At 71.6% G+C, this 20,635-nt stretch carries 17 protein-coding genes and 4 tRNA genes; 12 read left to right on the top strand and 9 right to left on the bottom strand.

What is annotated here, in order from left to right; genetic code table 11:
* Positions 1–31: 31 nt before the first annotated feature.
* Positions 32–655 carry an RdgB/HAM1 family non-canonical purine NTP pyrophosphatase gene (gene rdgB, locus SANBI_RS12260; protein WP_319155400.1) on the top strand — a complete coding sequence of 208 codons (624 nt, stop codon included), beginning with the start codon at positions 32–34 and terminating at the stop codon, positions 653–655.
* Here rdgB and SANBI_RS12255 read toward each other — a convergent pair.
* Entirely contained in the window at positions 612–1,043 is a 432-nt protein-coding gene (locus tag SANBI_RS12255) for a DUF3054 domain-containing protein (protein WP_319155398.1), read from the bottom strand. The two genes, rdgB and SANBI_RS12255, sit on opposite strands and share 44 nt — an antisense overlap.
* Before the next feature lie 84 nt (positions 1,044–1,127).
* Here SANBI_RS12255 and SANBI_RS12250 point away from each other — a divergent pair, with 84 nt between their 5' ends.
* Positions 1,128–2,774, top strand: coding sequence for an ABC-F family ATP-binding cassette domain-containing protein (locus tag SANBI_RS12250; protein ID WP_319155396.1), 1,647 nt, complete (start codon positions 1,128–1,130; stop codon positions 2,772–2,774).
* Positions 2,775–2,849: 75 nt separating this feature from the next.
* On the opposite strand, the gene SANBI_RS12245 is transcribed toward SANBI_RS12250, so the two are convergent.
* A complete protein-coding gene (locus tag SANBI_RS12245; RefSeq protein ID WP_056129678.1) occupies positions 2,850–3,419 on the bottom strand; it encodes an NUDIX hydrolase family protein in 570 nt (189 codons plus the stop codon).
* 179 nt (positions 3,420–3,598) lie between these two features.
* On the opposite strand from SANBI_RS12245, the gene trxA reads away from it, so the two are divergent.
* A complete protein-coding gene (gene trxA, locus SANBI_RS12240; RefSeq protein WP_056129681.1) occupies positions 3,599–3,979 on the top strand; it encodes a thioredoxin in 381 nt (126 codons plus the stop codon).
* 230 nt (positions 3,980–4,209) lie between these two features.
* Here trxA and trmB read toward each other — a convergent pair whose 3' ends face one another.
* The 3 genes from trmB to bcp all read right to left on the bottom strand — a co-directional run bounded on the left by trmB (position 4,210) and on the right by bcp (position 5,772).
* Complete coding sequence (gene trmB / locus SANBI_RS12235; protein ID WP_408669762.1) at positions 4,210–4,917, bottom strand: tRNA (guanosine(46)-N7)-methyltransferase TrmB; 708 nt, start codon at positions 4,915–4,917, stop codon at positions 4,210–4,212.
* 193 nt (positions 4,918–5,110) lie between these two features.
* Positions 5,111–5,192 (bottom strand) — tRNA-Leu (locus SANBI_RS12230).
* Positions 5,193–5,295: 103 nt separating this feature from the next.
* Entirely contained in the window at positions 5,296–5,772 is a 477-nt protein-coding gene (gene bcp / locus SANBI_RS12225) for a thioredoxin-dependent thiol peroxidase (protein ID WP_319155391.1), read from the bottom strand.
* 371 nt (positions 5,773–6,143) lie between these two features.
* On the opposite strand from bcp, the gene SANBI_RS12220 reads away from it, so the two are divergent.
* The 3 genes from SANBI_RS12220 to SANBI_RS12210 all read left to right on the top strand — a co-directional run bounded on the left by SANBI_RS12220 (position 6,144) and on the right by SANBI_RS12210 (position 7,786).
* The gene (locus SANBI_RS12220; RefSeq protein ID WP_319155389.1) at positions 6,144–6,491 is read left to right on the top strand and encodes a hypothetical protein; all 348 of its coding nucleotides are present in this window, start codon (positions 6,144–6,146) and stop codon (positions 6,489–6,491) included.
* 124 nt (positions 6,492–6,615) lie between these two features.
* Positions 6,616–6,691: transfer RNA gene (locus SANBI_RS12215), tRNA-Lys, on the top strand.
* A gap of 183 nt (positions 6,692–6,874) precedes the next feature.
* Positions 6,875–7,786 (top strand): ATP-grasp domain-containing protein, encoded by a 912-nt coding sequence (locus SANBI_RS12210; RefSeq protein WP_319155386.1) that lies wholly within the window; start codon positions 6,875–6,877, stop codon positions 7,784–7,786.
* A gap of 139 nt (positions 7,787–7,925) precedes the next feature.
* On the opposite strand, the gene SANBI_RS12205 is transcribed toward SANBI_RS12210, so the two are convergent.
* Positions 7,926–8,001, bottom strand: a tRNA-His gene (locus SANBI_RS12205).
* A gap of 294 nt (positions 8,002–8,295) precedes the next feature.
* Positions 8,296–8,964, bottom strand: coding sequence for an oligoribonuclease (gene orn / locus SANBI_RS12200; RefSeq protein WP_156382676.1), 669 nt, complete (start codon positions 8,962–8,964; stop codon positions 8,296–8,298).
* A 444-nt stretch (positions 8,965–9,408) separates the two neighbouring features.
* Here orn and SANBI_RS12195 point away from each other — a divergent pair, with 444 nt between their 5' ends.
* On the top strand, positions 9,409–10,227 hold the full coding sequence (locus SANBI_RS12195) for a phosphatase PAP2 family protein (RefSeq protein ID WP_319155383.1): 819 nt from the start codon (positions 9,409–9,411) through the stop codon (positions 10,225–10,227).
* Positions 10,228–10,369: 142 nt separating this feature from the next.
* Here the strand turns inward: SANBI_RS12195 and map are convergent, their stop codons facing one another.
* Both map and rnhA read right to left on the bottom strand, forming a co-directional pair.
* The gene (gene map / locus SANBI_RS12190; RefSeq protein WP_056129693.1) at positions 10,370–11,137 is read right to left on the bottom strand and encodes a type I methionyl aminopeptidase; all 768 of its coding nucleotides are present in this window, start codon (positions 11,135–11,137) and stop codon (positions 10,370–10,372) included.
* A gap of 36 nt (positions 11,138–11,173) precedes the next feature.
* Complete coding sequence (rnhA, locus tag SANBI_RS12185) at positions 11,174–11,662, bottom strand: ribonuclease HI (RefSeq protein WP_319155381.1); 489 nt, start codon at positions 11,660–11,662, stop codon at positions 11,174–11,176.
* A gap of 143 nt (positions 11,663–11,805) precedes the next feature.
* On the opposite strand from rnhA, the gene SANBI_RS12180 reads away from it, so the two are divergent.
* The 5 genes from SANBI_RS12180 to SANBI_RS12160 all read left to right on the top strand — a co-directional run bounded on the left by SANBI_RS12180 (position 11,806) and on the right by SANBI_RS12160 (position 20,634).
* Positions 11,806–11,881 (top strand) — tRNA-Arg (locus SANBI_RS12180).
* Positions 11,882–12,266: 385 nt separating this feature from the next.
* Entirely contained in the window at positions 12,267–12,725 is a 459-nt protein-coding gene (locus SANBI_RS12175) for an ATP-binding protein (RefSeq protein WP_319155378.1), read from the top strand.
* Between the two features lie 498 nt (positions 12,726–13,223).
* Positions 13,224–17,765 carry a DUF7927 domain-containing protein gene (locus SANBI_RS12170; protein ID WP_319155374.1) on the top strand — a complete coding sequence of 1,514 codons (4,542 nt, stop codon included), beginning with the start codon at positions 13,224–13,226 and terminating at the stop codon, positions 17,763–17,765.
* A gap of 231 nt (positions 17,766–17,996) precedes the next feature.
* The gene (locus SANBI_RS12165) at positions 17,997–18,914 is read left to right on the top strand and encodes a tyrosine-protein phosphatase (protein WP_319155370.1); all 918 of its coding nucleotides are present in this window, start codon (positions 17,997–17,999) and stop codon (positions 18,912–18,914) included.
* Positions 18,915–18,978: 64 nt separating this feature from the next.
* Complete coding sequence (locus SANBI_RS12160; RefSeq protein ID WP_319155368.1) at positions 18,979–20,634, top strand: GTPase domain-containing protein; 1,656 nt, start codon at positions 18,979–18,981, stop codon at positions 20,632–20,634.
* Position 20,635: the final 1 nt, after the last annotated feature.

Here is a 20,635-nt window from a genome sequence, read left to right as displayed (position 1 = left end):
CGCCTCACCCTCGTCCCCAGGGAGCACCGCCGTGTCCGACCCACGTCTCGTCCTCGCCACGCACAACGACCACAAGGTCGGTGAGCTGCGCGCGATCCTGCTCGCCGCCGGGACTGTGCCCGGTCTGCTGCCCGACGAGGTCGTCGGGGCGGCCCGCTTCACGGACGTCCAGCCTGTCGAAGACGGTGTGACCTTCGAGGCCAACGCGCTCATCAAGGCCCGTGCCCTCGCCGCCGAGTCGGGGCTGCCCTCCGTCGCCGACGACTCGGGCCTCGCTGTCGACGTCCTCGGCGGTGCCCCCGGCATCTTCTCGGCGCGCTGGGCCGGCCGTCATGGTGACGACCGTGCCAACCTCGACCTGCTGCTCGCCCAGCTGGGAGACATCGCTCCCGAGCACAGGCGCGCACGGTTCGTCTGCGCGGCAGCGCTCGTGACGCCCGAGGGTGTCGAGCACGTGGTCCGCGGCGAGCTGGTCGGGACGCTGCTCACGGTCCCGCGTGGTGACGGTGGTTTTGGCTACGACCCGATCCTGCAGCCCGAGGGCTACGACAGGTCCTGCGCCGAGCTCAGCCCCGAGGAGAAGAACGCCATCAGCCACCGCGGCCAGGCGTTCAGGGCCTTGGCGCCGACGATCGCCGACGTGCTGCGCGGCTGACGAGCGCCACCACGCCGCGCCACCCGAGCAGGGTGACAGCCAGGAATCCGAGAGCGACCAGCGGGAAGGCTCCCGAGACGCCCTGACCTGTCGCGAGGCGCAGCAGCATGCCGCCTGCCCATGCGGCTCCTGCGACGACGAGGCCCGCCGGGGCGAGGTCCGAGACACCCGCGAGCCGGGCGCTCGCCGAACCCTGCGCTGTGCCTCGTCCTGACAGCGCCGGCACGAGCGCGACGAGCGCCCAGCCGAGCGCCGCCCCGGCGAGGAAGGGCCAGGCCGTCGTGAGCAGGCCGACAAGACCGCCCTGCTCGTCGTGCGAGGAGCGGCCACCTGCGGCGAAGACCACGACGCACAGCACGTCGGCCGCCGCAGCGACCGCGAGGGGCACGCGAGCCCCTCGCGTGGGACGGGTCACGGGGCCGTTCTCGGAATTGAGCACAGAGGAACGGTACCCGCGACGTATCGTGGCCGGGTGCATCTCGTCTCCGACAACCTCTCGTTCGGCTATCCCGGCAGACCTGTCCTCTCTGACGTCTCCCTGCGGGTGAGCGCGCGGCAGCGACTCGCGGTGGTGGGTGAGAACGGCTCGGGCAAGACGACCCTGCTCAGGCTGCTCGCAGGCGAGTTCGACCCGAGCGGCGGCGAGGTCCGGCGCGTCGGGACCGTCGCTGTCGTGGCGCAGGAGCTCGTCGTCCTCCCGGGGCAGACCGTCGGTGACCTCGTGGACGAGGCGCTCGCCGACGTCCGTCGCACGGCCGACGAGCTCGACCGAGCGAGCGCCGAGTTCGACCACGAGGGTGCCCAGCTCGGCGAGCTCGCCGAGATCATGGCCCGCGTCGAGCACCTGGCGGCGTGGGACGCCGAACGTCGAGCCGACGTCGCGCTCACCCGTCTGGGTGCCTGCCGCGACCTGACCAGACCTCTCGAGACCCTGTCGGTCGGCGAGCGCTTCAGGGTTCGGCTGGCCTGCCGGCTCGCGGGACGTGCCGACCTGCTGCTGCTCGACGAGCCGACCAACCACCTCGACCGGGAGGGCATCGCCTTCCTCACCCGCGAGCTCGTCGAGTGGGGTGGCGGGGTCGTCATCGTGACCCACGACAGGCAGCTGCTCGACGACGTCGCGACAGCGATCCTCGACCTCGACCCGTCGATCGACGGTCGCCCGGTCCTCTACGGTCAGCCCGGGTACCTGTCGTACAGGTTCGCCAAGAACCAGGCGCTGCACAGGTGGCGCCAGCGCTACAGGGCCGAGCGCAAGCGCGCCGCGCAGCTCGCCGAGCGCCTGGACCAGTCCTACGAGGGTCTCTCCGACGAGTGGCGCCCGCCCAAGGGCTCGAACAAGCACCGGCGGGGCACCCGGGCACGGATCCACGTCAAGGCCGCCGACAGGCTGGTCGAGAAGCTCGAGGCCGAGGCCGTCGAGATCCCGCCGCCCCCGCCGACCCTGCACTTCCCCGACCTGCCCTCGATGGAGCCCACCTGGGGTGCGGGCGACCCCGTCGTCGAGGTGCGCAACCCACGGGTCGACGGCGGCGACGGCAGGCCGCCGCGTCTTGACCTGCCTGGGCAGCGGGTCGTCGTCCCCGCCGCCGGGCGCCTGCTGGTGACGGGGGCGAACGGTGCCGGCAAGTCCACGCTGCTCGGAGCGCTCGCCGGGACGGTCCCGCTCGACCGCGGCTACCGCACGGCACTGTCGAGGGCACGACTCGGGATCGTCTCGCAGGAGGGTGTTCACCGCACCGGCTCACCGACCGAGGACGGTCACGTGCCGACGGGCTTCGACGAGTACGCGGCCCTCGCCCTCGACCTGCTCGCGACGGGCGCGCTCGACCCCAGCTACGTCGTCCCTGTCGCGATGCTCGGCGTGCTGTCGGAGGAGGACCTGGACCGGCCCGTCTCCGAGCTGTCCGTCGGCCAGCGCCGCCGCTTCGACCTGGCGTGTGCGCTGCTCGCCGCACCGCACGTGCTGCTCCTCGACGAGCCGACCAACCACCTGTCGATCGACCTCGTCGACGACCTCACCCAGGCGCTGCGCAGCACCTCGGCGGCCGTGGTCGTCGCGACCCACGACCGCCGCATGCAGGACGACCTGCACGACTGGCCCCGCCTCGACCTATGACGGCGCCGGTGGCGCTGTCCCTGACGTCGTAGCCCGCAGAGGACCGTGTGCCGATCAGGGTCTGCGGGGTGAGTCCTAGGAGAGGCGTCCGACGTGCGCCATGGCCTGCTTGAGCAGGACGCCCTGGCCGCCGTACATCTCGGCCTGGACCTCTTCGCTGCACGCCTGCTCCGGGGTGAGCCAGGCGAGGTCGAGGGCGTGCTGCTGAGGCTGGCAGTCGCCGTTGACCGGGACGACGTAGGCCATCGACACGGCGTGCTGACGGGCGTCGTAGTACGCGGTCACGCCGGGGGTCGGGAAGTACTCGGCGACGGTGAAGGGCTGCGGCGACGGAGGGATCTGCGGGAGGGCGACGGGGCCGAGGTCTTTCTCGATGTGCCGCAGCAGGGCGTCGCGGAGCCGCTCGTGGTAGAGCACGCGGCCCGAGACGAGCGCGCGGGTCATCGCACCGGTGCGGGACACGCGGAGCAGCAGCCCCACGGCGACCACGTCGCCGGAGTCGTCGACACGCACGGGGACGGCGTCGACGTAGACCAGGGGCAGGTGCGCGCGGGCGCCCGTCAGGTCCTGCTCGCTCAGCCATCCGGCCGGCGTCGAGTCCTCGGGTTCGAACGGGTCGTGGGGGAAGTCCGCGGTGTCAGTCACCCAGCAGTTGTACCCCGCGACCTCGGCCCAGAGCCAGCGGGCGCACGGCTCCGAGTCCACGATCGTCTGAGGGCGAACAGCGGTCCCAGGTGCTCGGTGGTGGGCTCTCGACGCGCGCGGGGAATAGATCGCCCCCCACTATTGTCCTAAGAGGCATACCGACCGGTGGAAGGAACCCCATGGCAACCCAGGAACTCACGCAGGAATCGTTCGAGCAGACCATCAAGGACAACGACATCGTCCTGGTGGACTTCTGGGCATCCTGGTGCGGCCCGTGCCGCCAGTTCGCCCCAGTCTTCGAGGCCTCCTCCGAGACCAACACGGACATCGTGCACGGCAAGATCGACACCGAGGCTCAGCAGAGCCTCGCGGCCGCTGCGAACATCACGTCGATCCCGACGCTGATGGCCTTCCGTGAGGGCGTCCTCGTCTTCTCGCAGCCCGGAGCGCTCCCCGCGCCGGCTCTCGCGCAGGTCGTCGACGCCGTGAAGGCGCTCGACATGGACGAGGTCCGCTCGCAGATCGCCGCGCAGGGCGCAGGCGGCGGCACCGCAGTCTGAGCACACGGGTCTGACGACCTCAGCACGACCCGACCCACCGCTGTGCGCGGTGAGCCGGCAGACCACGACCGGTCCAGGAGATCCTGGGCCGGTCGTCGTGCGTCTGGACGAGGTCGCACCGGCCCGCGCCGCTGGCCTCAGGGGGCTGCCGAGGTGCGCGAGGCCAGGGAAGCCAGCGAGGCCAGCGAGGCCAGGGAGGCCAGGGAGGCCAGCGGGGTGAAGCCGTGGGCTCAGCCTCGGCGGACCGCGGTGATGTCGACGATCTCCCGGCCCTTCTCGGTGCCCTTGCGCTCGAAGCTCGTCACCGGACGCCCTGCGAAGCGGGGAGCGTCGAGGTCGACGTCGAAGTGCTCGGACGCTCCCAGCACCTCACGCATCTGCCGGGCGTAGTCCGCCCAGTCTGTCGCGAGGCGCCAGACGCCACCCGGGCGCAGCGCGCGAGCCACGAGGTCGGCGAAGCCTGGGGTGACCAGACGGCGCTTGGTGTGCTTGGCCTTGTGCCAGGGGTCGGGGAAGAACAGCCAGAGCTCGTCGACGCTCCCCGGGGCGATCGTCGACCCGAGCAGCACGGCCGCGTCGACCTGCATGAGGCGGACGTTCGTCGAACCCGTGGTCCGCAGTCGCTGGAGGGTCTGCGCGACGCCGGGCCTGTACACCTCGACCGCGAGAAAGCTGGTCTCGGGGGACTCGACGGCGGCGTGCGCGACAGCCTCGCCCTGCCCAGACCCGACCTCGACGACGAGCCGGCCCGTGCGCCCGAAGACGGCCTCGGGGTCGAGCACGAATCCGGGGTCGACAGACGTCCGTCCGACGGCGCGGGGCGGCTCGACCACGAAGCGCGGTGCGAGCTCGTCCCAGGTCCGCTGCTGGCGGTCTTTGAGGCGACCGCTGCGCTGGACGAAGGACACCGTGCGAGCCCTGTACCGGCCGCTCGGCATCTGGTGCTCGGGGTCGACCTCGGTCTCGCCGACGTGCTCGGAGGAGGCCGCAGCGGACCGGGGAGCCCTTTCAGGCGCAGAGGTCCCGGCGACGTCAGGGACGTCCGCCCCGGGGCTCAGAGCCGCGTCGTCGTGCGCAGCGGCTGCGTCGTCTGCCAGAGGTCGGGGGGAGGTCATGCGAAAAGTCTGCCAGTGCGCGAGAGGGGACTCGAACCCCTACGTCCGAAGACACCAGGACCTAAACCTGGCGCGGCTGCCAATTACGCCACTCGCGCTCGCCGTGCAGTCTACGCGGCTGCTGGTCGGTGACCGTGCCGCAGACCGTCGTGCTCGGCCGACGGCGTGGCTGGTCGGCAGACCAGCCACGCCGGACGGAGGTCAGGCCGCGTCGATGCCGAGGTCGCGGCGCAGCTTGGCGACGTGGCCGGTCGCGCGCACGTTGTACTGCGCCAGCTCGATGCGCCCCTCGGCGTCGATGACGAAGGTCGACCGGATGATGCCGGTGACGACCTTGCCGTAGAGCTTCTTCTCGCCGTAGGCGCCGAAGGCCGTCGCGACAGACTTGTCCTCGTCGGAGGCCAGCGGGAAGGTCAGGTGCTCCGACGTCACGAAGCTCTCCAGCTTGGCGACAGGGTCGGGGGAGATCCCGACGACTGTGAACCCGGCACCCTGGAGCGAGGCGAGAGAGTCGCGGAAGTCGCAGGCCTGGGTGGTGCATCCCGGGGTGCTCGCAGCGGGGTAGAAGTAGACGATCGCCCGCTTGCCGGCGAGGTCGGCCGACGAGATCGTGCCGCCGCCCGCGACGGGCAGCGAGAACTCGGGGGCGAGGTCCGTGGGGGAGAGGCGGGTCGTCATGGGGCTCCTCGTGTCTGTGGGAGACGGTGCTGTGGTGAAGGCTGGTGAGAGCTGGTGTGCAGGAGGTGCTGGGCGGCTCGTGCACCCAGGTCGCTGCTCGCACTGCCCGTGCGAGAGCGCACCGTGCCGCGCCGCCCGCGGCTCAGACTACGCGTCGCGACCGACCTCGACCGTGAGGCGAGGAGGTGTGCTGCGCGGCACGTCGGGTGCACGCGAGTCGTCCAGGCGAGATCCAGGAAGGGCGTGGATGATGGAGGGGGCCGCACCTGTGCGGCCCCCTCACCACATGGGCACATCTCTCCATTGTGGTCCGGCTCACTCCTGGTGTTGAGTGGGCTGATGGGGAACTCCACGTGGGGAAGGTGGCTGTGATGCTGACGAGCCGTTCTCGATCGACCGAGGTGGACTCCGGCCAGGGTGCAGCGCTCCCGCGTCGTGTCCCGGGTGCCAGCCAGCGCGAGACCGAGGCTGTCGCGCCCGTCGTCGCCTCGGCGGTCTCTCCCGACCTGCGCGAGCGCCCCGCGGCAGACCTCGACGTCGACGACCCTGCGTCGCCCGAGCTCGACCTCTCAGGGCTCCCCGGCCTCCCGGACGTCAGCAGCCTCCTCGCGCGTCTCGTCGACGAGCGGATCCCCATGGCCCTGCTCATCGACCTCGTGAACCCGGCCGCCCCGGTGGTCGACGACGAGGTGGACAGAGCACCTTCTGACGTGGGGTAGAGTTATCACCGAAGTCGAGCGGTGAACATCAACCAAGGGCTCTGGTCCTTGGTTTTTCACTGCGCAGACATCAAGCAGATCCGATTGGCGCTCCGGCGTCAGAGGCTGCTAAAGTTTTCACCGCGCGCCATTAGCTCAATTGGCAGAGCAGCTGACTCTTAATCAGCGGGTTCCTGGTTCGAGTCCAGGATGGCGCACCACAGAAGGCCCGGGATCATCACGATCCCGGGCCTTCGTCGTTCTCGGAGGTCGCCCCGAGGAGGAGTGACGGGTCGTCGCCGGAGACGAGAGGCCCGACCTCAGGTCCGGGCTCTCGCTGTGAGTCGCGACTCTTCTGCACGCGCCCCTGCGCCCTCGTGCGCCGCGCTCGCTATCCTGGGCTGGTGCCGACAACCCGTGTAGCTCTCGCGACCTGTTCCGTCCTCCCTGACCTTGACCCTGACGACACCCCGCTGCTGGGTGCGCTCGCGGAGCGCGGCATCGACGCCGTCGCCGCGGTCTGGGACGATGCCGAGGTCGACTGGGACTCCTTCGACCTCGTCGTGGTCCGCTCCACCTGGGACTACTCCCAGCGCCAGGACGAGTTCATCGAGTGGGCTCGCAAGGTCCCGCGCCTGGCTAACGACGCCGAGGTGCTCGCCTGGAACACCGACAAGTACTACCTCAAGACCATGGGCGAGATGGGCATCCCGATCGTCCGCACGCTGTGGCTCGACCCCGACCGTCACCTGACCTCCCAGGCGATCCACACCCGCCTGCCCGCGCACGGTGACTACGTCATCAAGCCGACCGTCAGCGCTGGAGCCCGCGACACCGCGCGCTACCAGGAGAACACCGCCGAGGCACGCGGCCAGGCGATCCTGCACGCCCGCGAGCTGCTCCGCTCGGGTCGTCACGTCATGGTCCAGCCGTACCAGAACCAGGTCGACGTCGCGGGGGAGACCGGTCTGATCTTCGTGGGCGGGGAGTTCTCGCACGCCGTCCGCAAGAACGCGATGCTCTCGCGGGGTCACCGCCCGACCCAGGGGCTGTACCAGGAAGAGATCATGCGTGCGACGGAGGCCACCGAGCCTCAGCTCGCGCTCGCCCACCGTGCCCTCGAGGCCGCCCGTGAGGTGCTCGGGGACGCTGCGGCAGACATGCTCTACGCCCGCATCGACATGCTGCCCGGAGACGACGGCGAGCCGGTCCTGCTCGAGCTCGAGTTCACCGAGCCGTCGCTGTTCCTCGCGAAGTCGCCCGGAGCCCTCGAGCGCTTCGCCGACGCGATCGCGGCGCGCGCGACGAGGTCCTGACGCAGGAGCCTCCTCCGCGGACGCAGGACGCGCCGGCAGCCCTCTCAAGGGGTGCCGGCGCGTTCGTCGTCTCCGGGGAGCGTAGGGCGCTCTCCTGGAGACGACGAAGGCCCCCCGCTTCCGCGAGGGGCCTTCTGCATGGGGTGAGTAACGGGACTTGAACCCGCGACCCCCTGGACCACAACCAGGTGCTCTGCCAGCTGAGCTATACCCACCATGCGACTGCATCCGGTCCGTCTCCGGGCCGAACGAGATCACGTGGTCCGGCGTACCGAACCGTTGAGAATCCTACCTGGTGTTTCAGGTGCTCGGCGACACGGTGTCGGCCCGGACGACGAGCAGGGCTGCTGCACCCCCGGACAGGGCATCCGGAACCGCGAGATCTTGCGGTTCTGCCTGGGGGCATGTGACGCAGGTCAAACTCCCGCCAGCCCGTCGGGACCTTTCAGGGCCTCTCGGTGCAGGTCGGCGGCAGGTCGGCGGCATCCGGGCGACGGGCCACCCGCAGGTCAGCGGCCTCCGGCGGTGCCGAAGGCCTCGGGGACGGAGAGAGTGCCCGAGACGGAGTCCTGGGCGATGCTCGTGGCGAGCGCACGGGCGGTGGCCGTGTCCGGGCCGGGCTGGGGGACGAAGAGTGCCGACCTGTAGTAGCGCAGCTCGTCGATGCTCTCCAGGATGTCCGCGAGGGCGCGGTGCCCGCCGTTCTTGGTGGGCGAGGCGAAGTACACGCGCGGGTACCAGCGTCGGGCGAGCTCTTTGATCGAGGAGACGTCGATGATCCTGTAGTGCAGGTGGGCGACGAGGTCCTGCATGTCGCGGTCGAGGAACATCTTGTCGGTCCCGACCGAGTTGCCGGCCAGGGGAGCCTTGCCGGGCTCCGGGACGAAGCCGCGCAGATAGTCCAGCACCTGCGCCTCGGCGTCGGCCAGGGTGGTGCCGCCCGCGAGCTCGTCGATGAGCCCGGAGCTCGTGTGCATGTCGCGCACGAAGTCGTTCATCTGCTCGAGCGCCTCGTCGGGCGGCCGGACGATGACGTCGATCCCGTCACCCAGGACGTTCAGCTCGGAGTCGGTGACCACTGCGGCGACCTCGACGAGGGCGTCGGCGCCCAGGTCCAGGCCTGTCATCTCGCAGTCGATCCAGACGATGCGGTCGTTCTTGCTCTGTGTTCGTGCCACGGGCTCAGCCTACGGCGTGCACGAGAGAGCCCCGTCGCCGGGAGGGTGCTGACCCCGGCGACGGGGCTCGGTGGCGGCGCTCACGCGTCGCGGTGGAGGAGGTGTGCGATCCGAGCCCAGAACCGGGCTGCGAGAGACCGGGTGTGCGGGGCTCGGCGGGCTCGTGCGATCTCTTGCACGAGCCGGTGGCGTTCGAGCTCGAAGAGCGCGAGGTCGCCGTGAGGGTTGAGGGGGTGCATGGTGTGGTGCTCCGTGACTGTCAGGTGTGCGGGCTCAGGTGTCGACTCCTGAGGTCCCATGACGTCACCGCGGTGTGGCACGAGCCAACCACCTGGCTGCTCTGCCGCGCACCCTTATTTCCGCTGCAGACCTCCCGCAGACACCTCGCGTACCGCCCGCACACCTCCCGCTGCCGAGCCGTCGGGGCGAGGGTAGTGTCGGCTGATGCCCTCACGAGAGACCGCCCGTCGCGTCCCAGCGCTCCTGCCCGGGCTGCTGCTCGTGATCCTCGGCGCGTCGGGCTTCGCGGTCCTGCTCGACGCCGTCCTCGAGCGTGACGACCTGGCAGGCCTCGACCAGCCCGCGCTCGAGTGGCTGGCGGACCACAGGACAGGCTGGCTCACCACGGTGTTCACGACGATCACCACGGTCTTCGGCCCCTACGTCCTGCCGGTGGTCGTCGCCGTCGGCTGCGCGATCTGGGGCTGGCGGACGCACCGCTGGCGCGACCCGGTGATGCTCGTCGGCGCGATGGTCCTCTCGACGATCGTCTCGACCGTGGTCAAGGCGCTCGTGGCTCGTCCTCGGCCCGCGGGAGAGCTCCAGACCGTGCCGGGCGTGGAGTCCTCCTTCTCCTTCCCGTCCGGCCACACGACCGGCGCGGCGACCCTCGTCCTCGTCGGCGGGTACCTGCTGTGGCGCGAGGCGCGCACCCGGAGCGCCTTCGTCGAGTGGACCGTCGTGAGCGTCGTGGTGGTGCTGGTGGTCGCGGCGAGCCGGCTGTACCTCGGCTACCACTTCATCACCGACGTGCTCGCGGGGGTGTGCCTGGCGGTCGTCACCCTCGGGGTGGTCGTCGGGATCGACCGCTGGCGCGGTGCGTCGGTCGGCGCGACCCACGGCGAGGAGATCACGCTCGCGGCGCGTGAGGAGGACGCCAGGCTCGGTCCCGGAGCCGCTGGTCCCACCGCGGCGAGCCCCACCCCTCCCGCCAGGCAGGTGCCGCAGAACCCCAGGACAGCAGACGACCCCTCCGACCGCTGACGGTCGGAGGGGTCGAGAGGTGCAGAGCGCTGACAGCGCGACGAGGCTCCCGGACGTCCCTCGGCGGGCCGAGGAGCGACAGCGCCTGAGGGCTGACAGCGCAGCACCTCAGGGTTCGAAGACTCGGGGCGTGTCTCTCTCCTCAGAGAGCAGTGAGGATCATCGGCCCGTCGTCGGTGATCGCGATGGTGTGCTCCCAGTGGGCGGCGCGTGCGCCGCGCGGCGAGCGCAGCGTCCAGCCGTCGTCGTCCTGCACGTAGTCCCCGTGACCGTCGGCGATGAACATCGGCTCGATCGCGATGACGAGCCCGGGCGTCAGCTTGAGCCCCTTGCCGCGACGACCCTCGTTGGGGACGAAGGGGTCCATGTGCATCTCGGTGCCGATGCCGTGCCCGCCGTGGTCCTCGAGGTTTCCGAAGCGTGCCTTGCGGGCGACCCTGGACACGGCGTGACCGATGTCACCGATCGTGCTGCCCACCTGTGCTGCGGCGATGCCGGCGTCGAGCGCGGCCTTGGTGACGTCGACGAGACGCTGGTCCTCGGCGCGTGGCGTCCCGACGATGAAGCTGCGGGCTGAGTCGCCGCACCAGCCGTCCAGGACGGCCCCGAAGTCGATGCTCACGAGGTCGCCGTCTTGGAGGGCGTAGTCCGTCGGGATGCCGTGCACGATCGCGTCGTTGACGGATGCGCAGATGACCCCGGGGAAGGGGACGGGGGCCCAGTCGGGGTGGTAGTCGAGGAAGGGCGAGGTCGCGCCGGCGTCGGCGAGGACGCGCGCGGCGACGCTGTCGATCTCCTTGAGCGTCACGCCGACCGCTGCGGCGTCCTGCATGGCCTGGAGTGCGCGGGCGACCACGCGGCCGGCCTCACGCATCTTGACGATCTGGGCGGGGGTCTTCATCTCGATCACGTCCCGAGCCTACTGCCCGGGGGTGGTGCGAGGGCGTCAGCCGCGGGCGCGGACCTCGTCGACGCCGCGGTTCGCGAGCTCGTCGGCCTTCTCGTTGCCGACGTCGCCCGAGTGCCCCTTGACCCACGTCCACGTGATGGTGTGCCGTGCGACCTGCTCGTCTAGGGCCTGCCAGAGGTCGACGTTCTTGACGGGCTTCTTGTCACCGGTGCGCCAGCCGTTGCGCTTCCAGCCTGCGATCCACTTCGACATGCCGTTCATCACGTAGGTCGAGTCGACGTGCAGGTTGACCACGCACGGCCTCTTGAGAGCACGGAGCGCCTCGATGACGGCCGTCAGCTCCATCCGGTTGTTGGTGGTGACGGCCTCGCCGCCGAAGAGCTCGCGCTCGTGCCCGCCGGCCTTGAGCCACGCGCCCCAGCCGCCGACGCCCGGGTTGCCCTTGCACGCGCCGTCGGTCCAGATCTCGACGGTGTCGTCCTGCTCGGCGGGCGGGTCGGTCGGTGCGGGGGAGAGCTGCGTCATGCACACATCCTCTCAGGGCGGGGGTGTGGTCGAGGCCCCGGCCGGGGCCGTCCACCTGTCCTGAGCGGACCTGTCGGCGTCGTGCAGCGACCGCGCGCGCTCGCCACGTGCTCGACGCCGCAGGTCTCGCATAGGATCGACGTGCCTCCGTAGCTCAGTGGATAGAGCAAGAGCCTTCTAATCTCTAGGTCGCAGGTTCGAGTCCTGTCGGGGGCACCAGGTCGTCGGGTGGGTCAGGTTCGGCCGTCCGTCGCCAGCCGTGCGTGAGCTCGACTCCCCGGCTGTGCACAGGTACCCGGCGTGCGCGGGTGACGATCTCGTCGGACGATGTCTCCAGGTGACCGACCGCGGAGGTCGCCTAGCTCACGAGGACGGACGCGCAGACCCCGCCGACGACGGCGGGGCGAGCGCGAGGCGATCTCGGCGAGAGCCGAGGTCTTCGTGCGCGGTGCCACGCCTCGTGCCGACGAGACACCGCCAGCCGACCCGCTCGGGCCCTCGAGCGGGTTCCGCCCTCGGCCCACGTCCACGCCTGCGCGCCGCCCCGAGGTCCTGTCCGGGGGCTCCACGCGACGCGCAGGGTTCGTCAGACCCTGGAGAGTGCATGCCGTCGATCCCGCTCGCCCCGCTGCCGCAGCACCTGGAGACCGTCCAGACCTGGACGCTCGACTCGGTCTCAGAGCTCGGCAGGCTCCGGCGAGAGCTGTCGGAGGCGCTCCTCGAGTCCCACCCTGAGCACGCGGCCGCGCACGGCGAGCTGACGGAGGGCATGGTCCTGGTCTGCAGCGAGCTCGCGACGAACGCGATCAAGCACGGTCGTCCGCCGACGGTCGTCAGGCTGCTGAGCGACGGCGTCTACGTCCTCGACGTGATGGACCACGACCCTGTCAGCATCCCGGCCATCGCTCGCGGGCGAGGTGCTGGGGAGGGGGGCTTCGGGCTGGTCCTCACCGACATGCTCGCGGCCCGGGTCGGCTGGTACGCAGGGGACGAGACCAAGCACATCTGGGCGTCGTTCCCGCTCGACGAGCGGCCCGACGGCGGCTCCGACGTGGACTCCTGACGGGCCGGAATCCGCTCCGAGAGGCAGTCGCTCTCACCCTCTCGTCGCCCTCGCCCTCGCCCTCGCCCTCGCCCTCGTCTGAGACCGCAAGACCGCAAGACCGCAAGACCGCAAGACGCCCACGACCGCGGCCTGCGTGGCAGGGACGGTCGCCGACTCGACGCGGCCTCCCGCACGCTCTGTGACGCTCCGCGGACGTCCGGGTGACCCCAGACCTTCGCGTGACCCCGACCGGGGTGAGCCACGGGTGGTCCTGGGGTGAGTCTTGATCGGGACGCGGGTGGTTCGTCCGGCGAGCGGGGTGAGGCCAGCGGCCTGCAGCGGGTGACGACCGGGGTGGTCGACGGGCGAGCGCCAGGTCACGGGCCGGACCGAGCGGGTGCAATCCGGGTGAGGGGCGGGGTGGTTGAGCGATCTCCCCGCTGGTCGACGGTCTCCCGGGCCTAGCGTCGGCGACAGGCAAGACGTCTCGGAGTCACTGTCGCTGGAAGGTCGATCATGAAGAGAAGAGCAGGAAGTCTGGCCGGGGGAGGACTACGGTCCCTCGCCGGCAGAGCACGCTTCGCCGTCGTCGTGGTCCCGTCGCTCGTGCTCGGGGGTGTGGTGAGCGGCGCTGCTCTCCCCCCGGCACCTGCGGCGGCGTCCGAAGAGCTCGTCGAGACCGCTCGCACCGCCGCGAGCGCTCCGAGCCCTGACGACCTCGCATCGGTCGACCCCGCGCAGACGACGGTGCCTGACCCGGCTCCTGTCGTCGAGCCGGAGCCTGTGCCGCCGGTCGTGGAGGAACCCGCACCTCCAGACCCCGTCGACCCCGCACCGCCGGCTGTCGAGCCCGCACCGGTCGACCCGGTGCCTGTCGGACCGGCAGCCCCCGGACCTACCACGCCTGAGCCGACGGTCCCCGACCCGGCGACCGACGAGCCCGCGACACCGACGTCCCCGGCTCCTGCGCCACAGTCCCGCTCGGCTGCCCCGCAGCCCGGCGTCACAGACGCCGCGGCAGCGGCCGACGACGAGGTCGTCCCTGCCGTGGTGCCCGACCCCGCGACCACCCAGTCGGTCGTGACCGTCAAGGTCGGCGGCATCCGCACGACCCTGACCCAGGTGTCCCCGCTCGCCGGCGTGACGCTCCAGCTCTTCGACGGTGGGACCGCTGGGGCGACGACCCCGAGGCTCGAGCCGTGGGCGACCTGCGTCTCTGACGCGACCGGCGACTGCAGCTTTGTCGTCCCCGAGACCGGTGACGGCGGCGTGAACCGCGACGCCAGGTTCTGGGTCAAGCAGGCCGGCGCCGCACCGAGCGGCTACTTCGCGAACGCGACACTGGCTGTCGGCGGCGACACGACGTCGCAGACCTACCAGTTCCGCACAGGCCTCCAGCTCCGCGGCGGCACCACCTACACCTCGACCACCGACTTCATGGTGAGCTCGGGACGCGGGTTCACGGCCTCGGGCGGCATCTGGCAGAGCTCGCTCGCCGACCCGGGCCTCCCGGCCCAGTGCGGGCTGCGTGTCGCGCTGGTCGTCGACCTCTCCGGGTCCGTCGGCCGGTACATCACCGAGATGCGCGGCGCAGCCTCGACCTTCGTCGACTCGCTCACGGGGACGCCGAGCTCGGTCGCCCTCTTCACCTTCGCCGACAACGCCCCGGCGGCGACAGGCGCGAACCTCGGGCTGACCCCGGTCTCGACCCCGGCCGGTGCGCAGACCGTCAAGAACCGCATCGCGAGCTACACCGCAGGTTTTGACACCAACTGGGACCGTGGCCTCTACCAGGTGGCGGCCTCGTCGACGGCCTTCGACGTCGCGGTGGTCCTCACCGACGGGAACCCCACGGTCTACGCAGCCCACGAGGGCCCGGGTGACCTCACCCGCTTCCGCGAGGTCGAGAACGGCATCTTCTCCGCCAACGCCGTCAAGGCCGAGGGCACCCGGGTCATCGCCGTCGGTGTCGGCGACGGGCTCGGCGGCGCCCCCGACAACCTGCGCGCGATCTCCGGTCCTGCCGCCGGGTCGGACTACTACCAGACCGACGACTACGCCGAGGCGGGCGAGGCCCTGCGCGACCTCGCGCTCGGCACGTGCAACGGGTCGGTGAGCGTCGTCAAGCAGGTCGTCCCGTCCTCCACCACGGGCGAGACCGTCACCGGGGCCACCCCCTCGGGCGGCTGGACCTTCGAGGCGAGCACCTCGAGCCCCGGCGTCACACCGTCCGAGCAGTCGGGCACCACGGTCTCCGGGACGGGCGCCGTGAACTTCCCGCTCCAGTACGCGGGTGGGTCGTCGACCGCGACTGTCTCCGTGACCGAGCAGCAGAAGGACGGCTTCACCCTCGTCACCCAGGCCTCGAAGCGGGCCGTGTGCACGGACATCGCCACGGGCGACCCTGTCGAGGTCACCAACCACCCCGACGACGCACTCGGCTTCAGCGTCGACGCACCGGCGACGGCCGCGATCACCTGCACCGTCTACAACAGGGCACCGCAGCCGCAGGCGAGCCTGACCGTCGACAAGGAGTGGGTGGTCAACGGGACCACCTACACCGAGGGCAACCAGCCGATCGGCCTCGCCGCCCAGCTCACGGTCGCCCAGACCCCGCAGCCCTGGTCCTCCCCGCGCGACGGCTTCGTCGAGGGGGCGCAGGTCGAGGTCGCCGAGACCACCGCGATCACCGGTCGCGACCTCTGCGAGGTCACCGGCTCGCGGATCACCGAGCGGGACGGCCAGACGGTCGACCTCCCCGTCCCGTCGACGATCACCCTCGAGGCCGGAGACGGCAACCGCCTCACGGTCACCAACACCGTCACCTGCGAGGCCGAGCTCACGCTCGTCAAGCAGGTGGCCGGCGGACCGGCCCAGCCCACCGACTGGGCCCTAGACGCCGTCGCACCGGACGGGTCCCTCCCCGGCCCGTCCGGTGCGACGGGAACCCCCGGCGCGACAGCCCTGGTCACCCCGGGCGTGCGCTACCCGCTCGTGGAGTCCGGAGACGGACGCTACGTGCAGACGATCCGGCCCGGCGCCGTGCTCGTCCCACCCTCGACAGGGTCGTGGCAGTGCGAGCAGGTGACCGCAGACGGCACAGTGGTCCCAGGCTTCAACGACGGGATCAACGGCGGTGTCACCGTCCCGCTCGGGTTCCGGGTCCGGTGCACCTCGGTGAACCAGTCGGCGACGCTCACCCTGGTCAAGGAGGTCGTCAACGACGACACCGGGACCGCCGAGCCCGCCGACTGGACGCTCACAGCGACCCCCACGGGCGACGTCCCGGAGGACGTCGTGGCTGAGAGCGTCACCGGCTCGACCGAAGGCGTGACGGTCCAGGTCCGACCCGGGACCGTCTACGACCTCACCGAGTCCGGACCCGAGGGGTACGCGCTCGCCTCCCTCGAGTGCAGCACAGGCCCCGGGGCCACCTTCGTCCCCGCGACCTCGGTCAGCCTGGCCGCGCTCGACTCGGTGACCTGCGTCTTCGTCAACGACGACGTCCCCCCGCCGCCCTCGTGGCTGCTGTCCAAGACGAGCGACCCCGCCGACGGCACCGTCGTCACCGAGGGCCAGACCGTCACCTACACCCTGCACGCCGTCAACGACGGGCAGGTCGACGTCCTCGGAGCCACAGCGGTCGACGACCTCACCGACGTGCTCGACGACGCGACGCTCGTCGAGCCCCTCGACCCGAGCCTCGCCCTCGACGCCGAGACCGGGCTGCTCACCTGGCAGCTCCCCGACCTCGTCGTCGGAGCCGCAGAGGCGACCGTGCAGTACGCGGTCGTGGTCTCCGAGGTCGAGACCGCGGGGACGCTCCACAACGTGGTGACCGCCGGTACTCCCGGTGGGCGCTGCCCGGCCGAGCTGCCGCCCGTGGGACGTGAGCTCGCCGCCGCGACCTTCCTGGCGGGAGCCGTCCAGGCCCTCGTCGAGAACGGCTGCGAGACAGACCACCCGACGGGGGAGGTCGACCTGTCGGTCGCCAAGACCCACGCCGCGGTCGTCGACGACGCCGTCGACTCCGGCTCGGGCCAGCGCCTCGACTACACGGTCGAGGTCACGAACGTCGGCGTCGACCCCGCCGCCGACGTGGTCGTCACCGACCCGCTGCCGGACTCGGTCGACTACGTCGAGGGCACTCTGGTCGCCCCCGCGGGCTGGACGGCGCAGATCGTCGACGGGCTGCTCACAGCCACCTCCGACGGCGACCTCGCCGCCGGGGAGGTCGCGACCTTCACCTACGCGGTCCTGGTCGGCGACGTCCCGCGGGCCGTCCCGGGCGGCGCCCACGACGACATCGTCAACACAGCCTGCGTCTCCTCGGCAGGGCTCGACGCCGACCTCGCAGACAACTGCGCGACCGACACGGTCCCCGTGAAGTCCGTGGCCGTCACGGCGCTCGCGGTCTGCGTGGACGACACCCCGTACGTCTCGTACGAGGTCACGCCGTCGAACGTCGTGGGAGACCCTGTCGTCGCCCTGCTCTGGTGGACCGCAGCGGCCTACGAGGCCCGGGACGTGACGATCGCTGCCGCCGACACCGCAGCGCTCCTCGCCGACGGCGCCTCGCAGGTCGACCGGGTCACGCTGCCCGACGGCTGGGTCCAGGGCGACACCATCACGGGTGAACAGCTGTGGCCCGGTGCCGCTGTCGACGCCGACGGTGATCCCGTCGCCTGGCCCGGCTGGACGCAGAGGGCAGACGGCACATGGTTCCTCGACCCTGCAGCCCCGTTCTACGAGCTGCGCGGCGAGACCGTCGTGGAGGTCCGGGTGAACCCGTCGACAGGGTCCGCCCTCCTCTACCCGCCGGCGACCCCGGACTGCGACGCCAACCCACCGGTCGTCGACCCGCCCACGGTGGCCCCGGCGTCCGGCGCGGTGCCCCGCGGTGGTCGAGGTGTCGTCTCCTCTCCGTCGTACCTGCCTCGTACCGGGGCCGAGATCGGCGCGGCGGCCCTGCTGGGTACCGGTCTGCTCGCCCTGGGGGCGATGCTCGTCGGGAGCCGCCGCAGGCGTGACGGGCTGACGCGGGACGGAAGGCTGTAGCGGCAGGCGGCGTGCCGGAGCGGTGAGGGTCGGGCTGCGGACGCAGCCTGACCACCGTGGCGGGGCCCCACGAGCACCCGGGGCCCCGCCACCGGTGCGCGCCCGGACGTCGAGGTCCAGCCCCGTGGTCGTCGGCCCTCACGGCTCGCGAGCGGCACTCACCGCTCGCGAGCGCTCGGAGCGTGCCAGGGTGGTCTCAGGAGGACCGACCGGCCGACGAGAGGCAGACGCATGGACCAGGCAGCACAGGCGAGCGCGACCCCGACCGCAGGAACCGTGACGCACGACCACCCGGTCCTCGACCTCGCAGGGACGTGGAACGCCCGTGACGTCGGTCGTCCTCCCGCACCTTGCGAACCTGGGGGGAGCAGCGCCAGCAGCTCTGCGGGTGATGCAGGACCAGGGCCGGTGCTGCGCGCCGGGGTGCTGCTCCGCTCGGCCTCGCTCAGCACTCTCGCTCCCGAGGGTGTCGCGACGCTCGAGCGCCTCGGTGTCTCTGCGGTCCTGGACCTGCGAGGCGACCACGAGGTCGAGCGCGACGGGGCCGACGTCCTGCCCGCCGGGACACGCCAGGTCCGGCTGCCCTTCGGCGACCTCGGCCGCTCGCACGCCGAGCCCGAGGGCGCCGGGGCCCAGGGCGCCCCGGCCGACCCGCGGGAGATGCTCGCGCGCCTCGCGAGCAGCGACGACCCCGCTGCGGCAGGGGAGAACCTCATGCACCGCCTCTACGCAGGCTTCGCCGAAGATCCTGCCGCGCTCGAGGCTGTCGCGGGAGCCTTCGAGGCCCTCGCCTCGGAGCCCGGAGCCGTCCTGGTGCACTGCTCGGCCGGCAAGGACCGCACGGGCTGGGTCGTCGCCGTCGTCCAGCTGCTCTGCGGGGTCTCGCGGGACGACGTGCTCGAGGAGTACCTGAGGTCGGCGTCGTCCGCCCCGACGCTCGCGGCCACGCTCCCGGACGTCCCCGGGGTGCCCCCGGAGTTCTGGTCAGCGTTCACGACAGTCCGCCCCTCGTACCTCCGGACCGCCCTCGACGCCGTCGAGGACACCTACGGCTCCCTCGAGGCGTACGCCGAGGCGGCAGGCGTCACCCCGGACGTCCTGGACGCTGTACGGGCACGCCTCGTCCAGCATGCCGGCCAGACCGGGTGAGATCCGCAGGCCTCACCCGGCGCGCGCGTTTGGCCTGACCACCGTTGCGGGCGAGAATCGTCGGGTGAGCATCAGCAGCGGTCGTCAGTCCCAGGGGTCGGCAGGTCCGTCGTCGCAGCCGTCTGGGTCGAGCGCCGACGTCACCGAGCCGCACGTCACGGTCTTCGACGTGGTGACAGACCTGCGCCGTGACGTCGCCGCGGTCGAGCTCCCGCTGTCGATCGAGGGATCAGACGTGGCGGCGGGTCAACGCTCGCGTCTCGTCGACCAGCTCGACGACCACCTGCTCCCACGGCTCAAAGAGCTCTCCAGCCCGGCCGTCGTGGTCATCGCCGGCTCGACAGGGGCCGGCAAGTCGACCCTGCTCAACTCCTTGCTCCACGAAGAGGTCTCCGAGGCGTCGGTGATCCGCCCGACCACCCGCGAGCCCGTCGTCGTCTACAACCCGCAGGACGCCGAGGTCATCGAGGGCACCCCGCTCGTGGGCGCCGTGCGGTCCGTCGCCAACGTGAACGTCCCGCGGGGTATCGCCCTGCTCGACGCACCGGACCTCGACTCCGTCCTCGACGAGAACCGCGAGACGGCCAGCCGGCTCCTCGAGGGCGCTGACCTCTGGCTCTTCGTCACCACGGCGGCCCGCTACGGTGACGCCCTGCCCTGGCGGACCCTCGAAGGCGCCGTCGAGCGCGGTGCGACAGTCGCGATGGTGCTCAACCGCGCGCCCAAGGCCTCGCTCACCACAGTCCGTGGCGACCTCCTCAACAGGCTGCGAGAGCACCGGATGGAGAGCGCACCGCTGTTCGTGGTCCCTGACGCCGGTCCCCACGAAGGACTGCTCGACGCGTCGTCGGTCGCCCCGATCGAACGCTGGCTGCGCACGCTAGGCGGCGCCGACAGGGCCCGCTCTGTCATCCTGCGCACGCTGCGCGGCTCGCTCGCGGCGCTCCCGCCGTGGGTCGACGAGCTCAGCGGCCACGTCGAGGCCCAGCACGCCGCCGCCGTCCGGCTGCGCCGGGCCGCCGACGCCGCCCTGCCGCCCGTCGCGCAGGCGACCCGCCTCGTCGTCGAGTCCGGTCGCCTCTCGCTCGGCGCTGTCGAGACCCGGTGGTCGCAGCTCACGGCTCCCGCCAGGCTCGACAAGGCGATCTCGCGCTCGGGCCTCGCCCGTGGCTCGGCCCGCCGCGGCCGTTCGCGCGACGAGCACCTCGAAGCCCTCACCGAGACGGTCCGTGAGGCTGCCACGGCGATCCTCACGGTCGCCACGGCTGACGCCCGCGCCGCCCTGCGCGAGGCGCTCGAGCCGCTCCCGGGTGGTGCAGGTCTGGTCCCCGAGGTCACGGAGGCCCAGGACGACGCGTCCGCGCTCGAGGCCGTCGACGCCTGGGTCGCCGCAGCACGCGCCGACATCGAGCGGATCGACGAGTCCGAGGGCAAGCAGAACGCCGCGGCGGTCCGCGCCTTCGGGCGAGACGGCCTCACCGCCCTGCTGCTCGCCTCGGCGGTCGGGCTGGCCGCCGCCGAGGACCTGCTGGGACGCCTGCTCGGCAACGCCGGACGTGACCTCAGCCCTGAGGTGACGAGCAGGCTCGCAGACGCCGCCGAGGCCGCGGTGCTAGCGCAGGGTGTCCCCGTCCAGACCGCGCTCGACCACCCCGCGCTGGCCGACGACGCGGCGATCGGCCTGCGGGTCCGCCTCGCAGAGCTCGCCCAGCTGACCTGAC

The sequence above is a fragment of the Sanguibacter biliveldensis genome (assembly GCF_033798665.1).
Lineage (GTDB): Bacteria > Actinomycetota > Actinomycetes > Actinomycetales > Cellulomonadaceae > Sanguibacter > Sanguibacter inulinus.
Note: the sequence above shows the minus strand (reverse complement) of the source record. Positions and strands in the feature narration are given on the sequence as shown.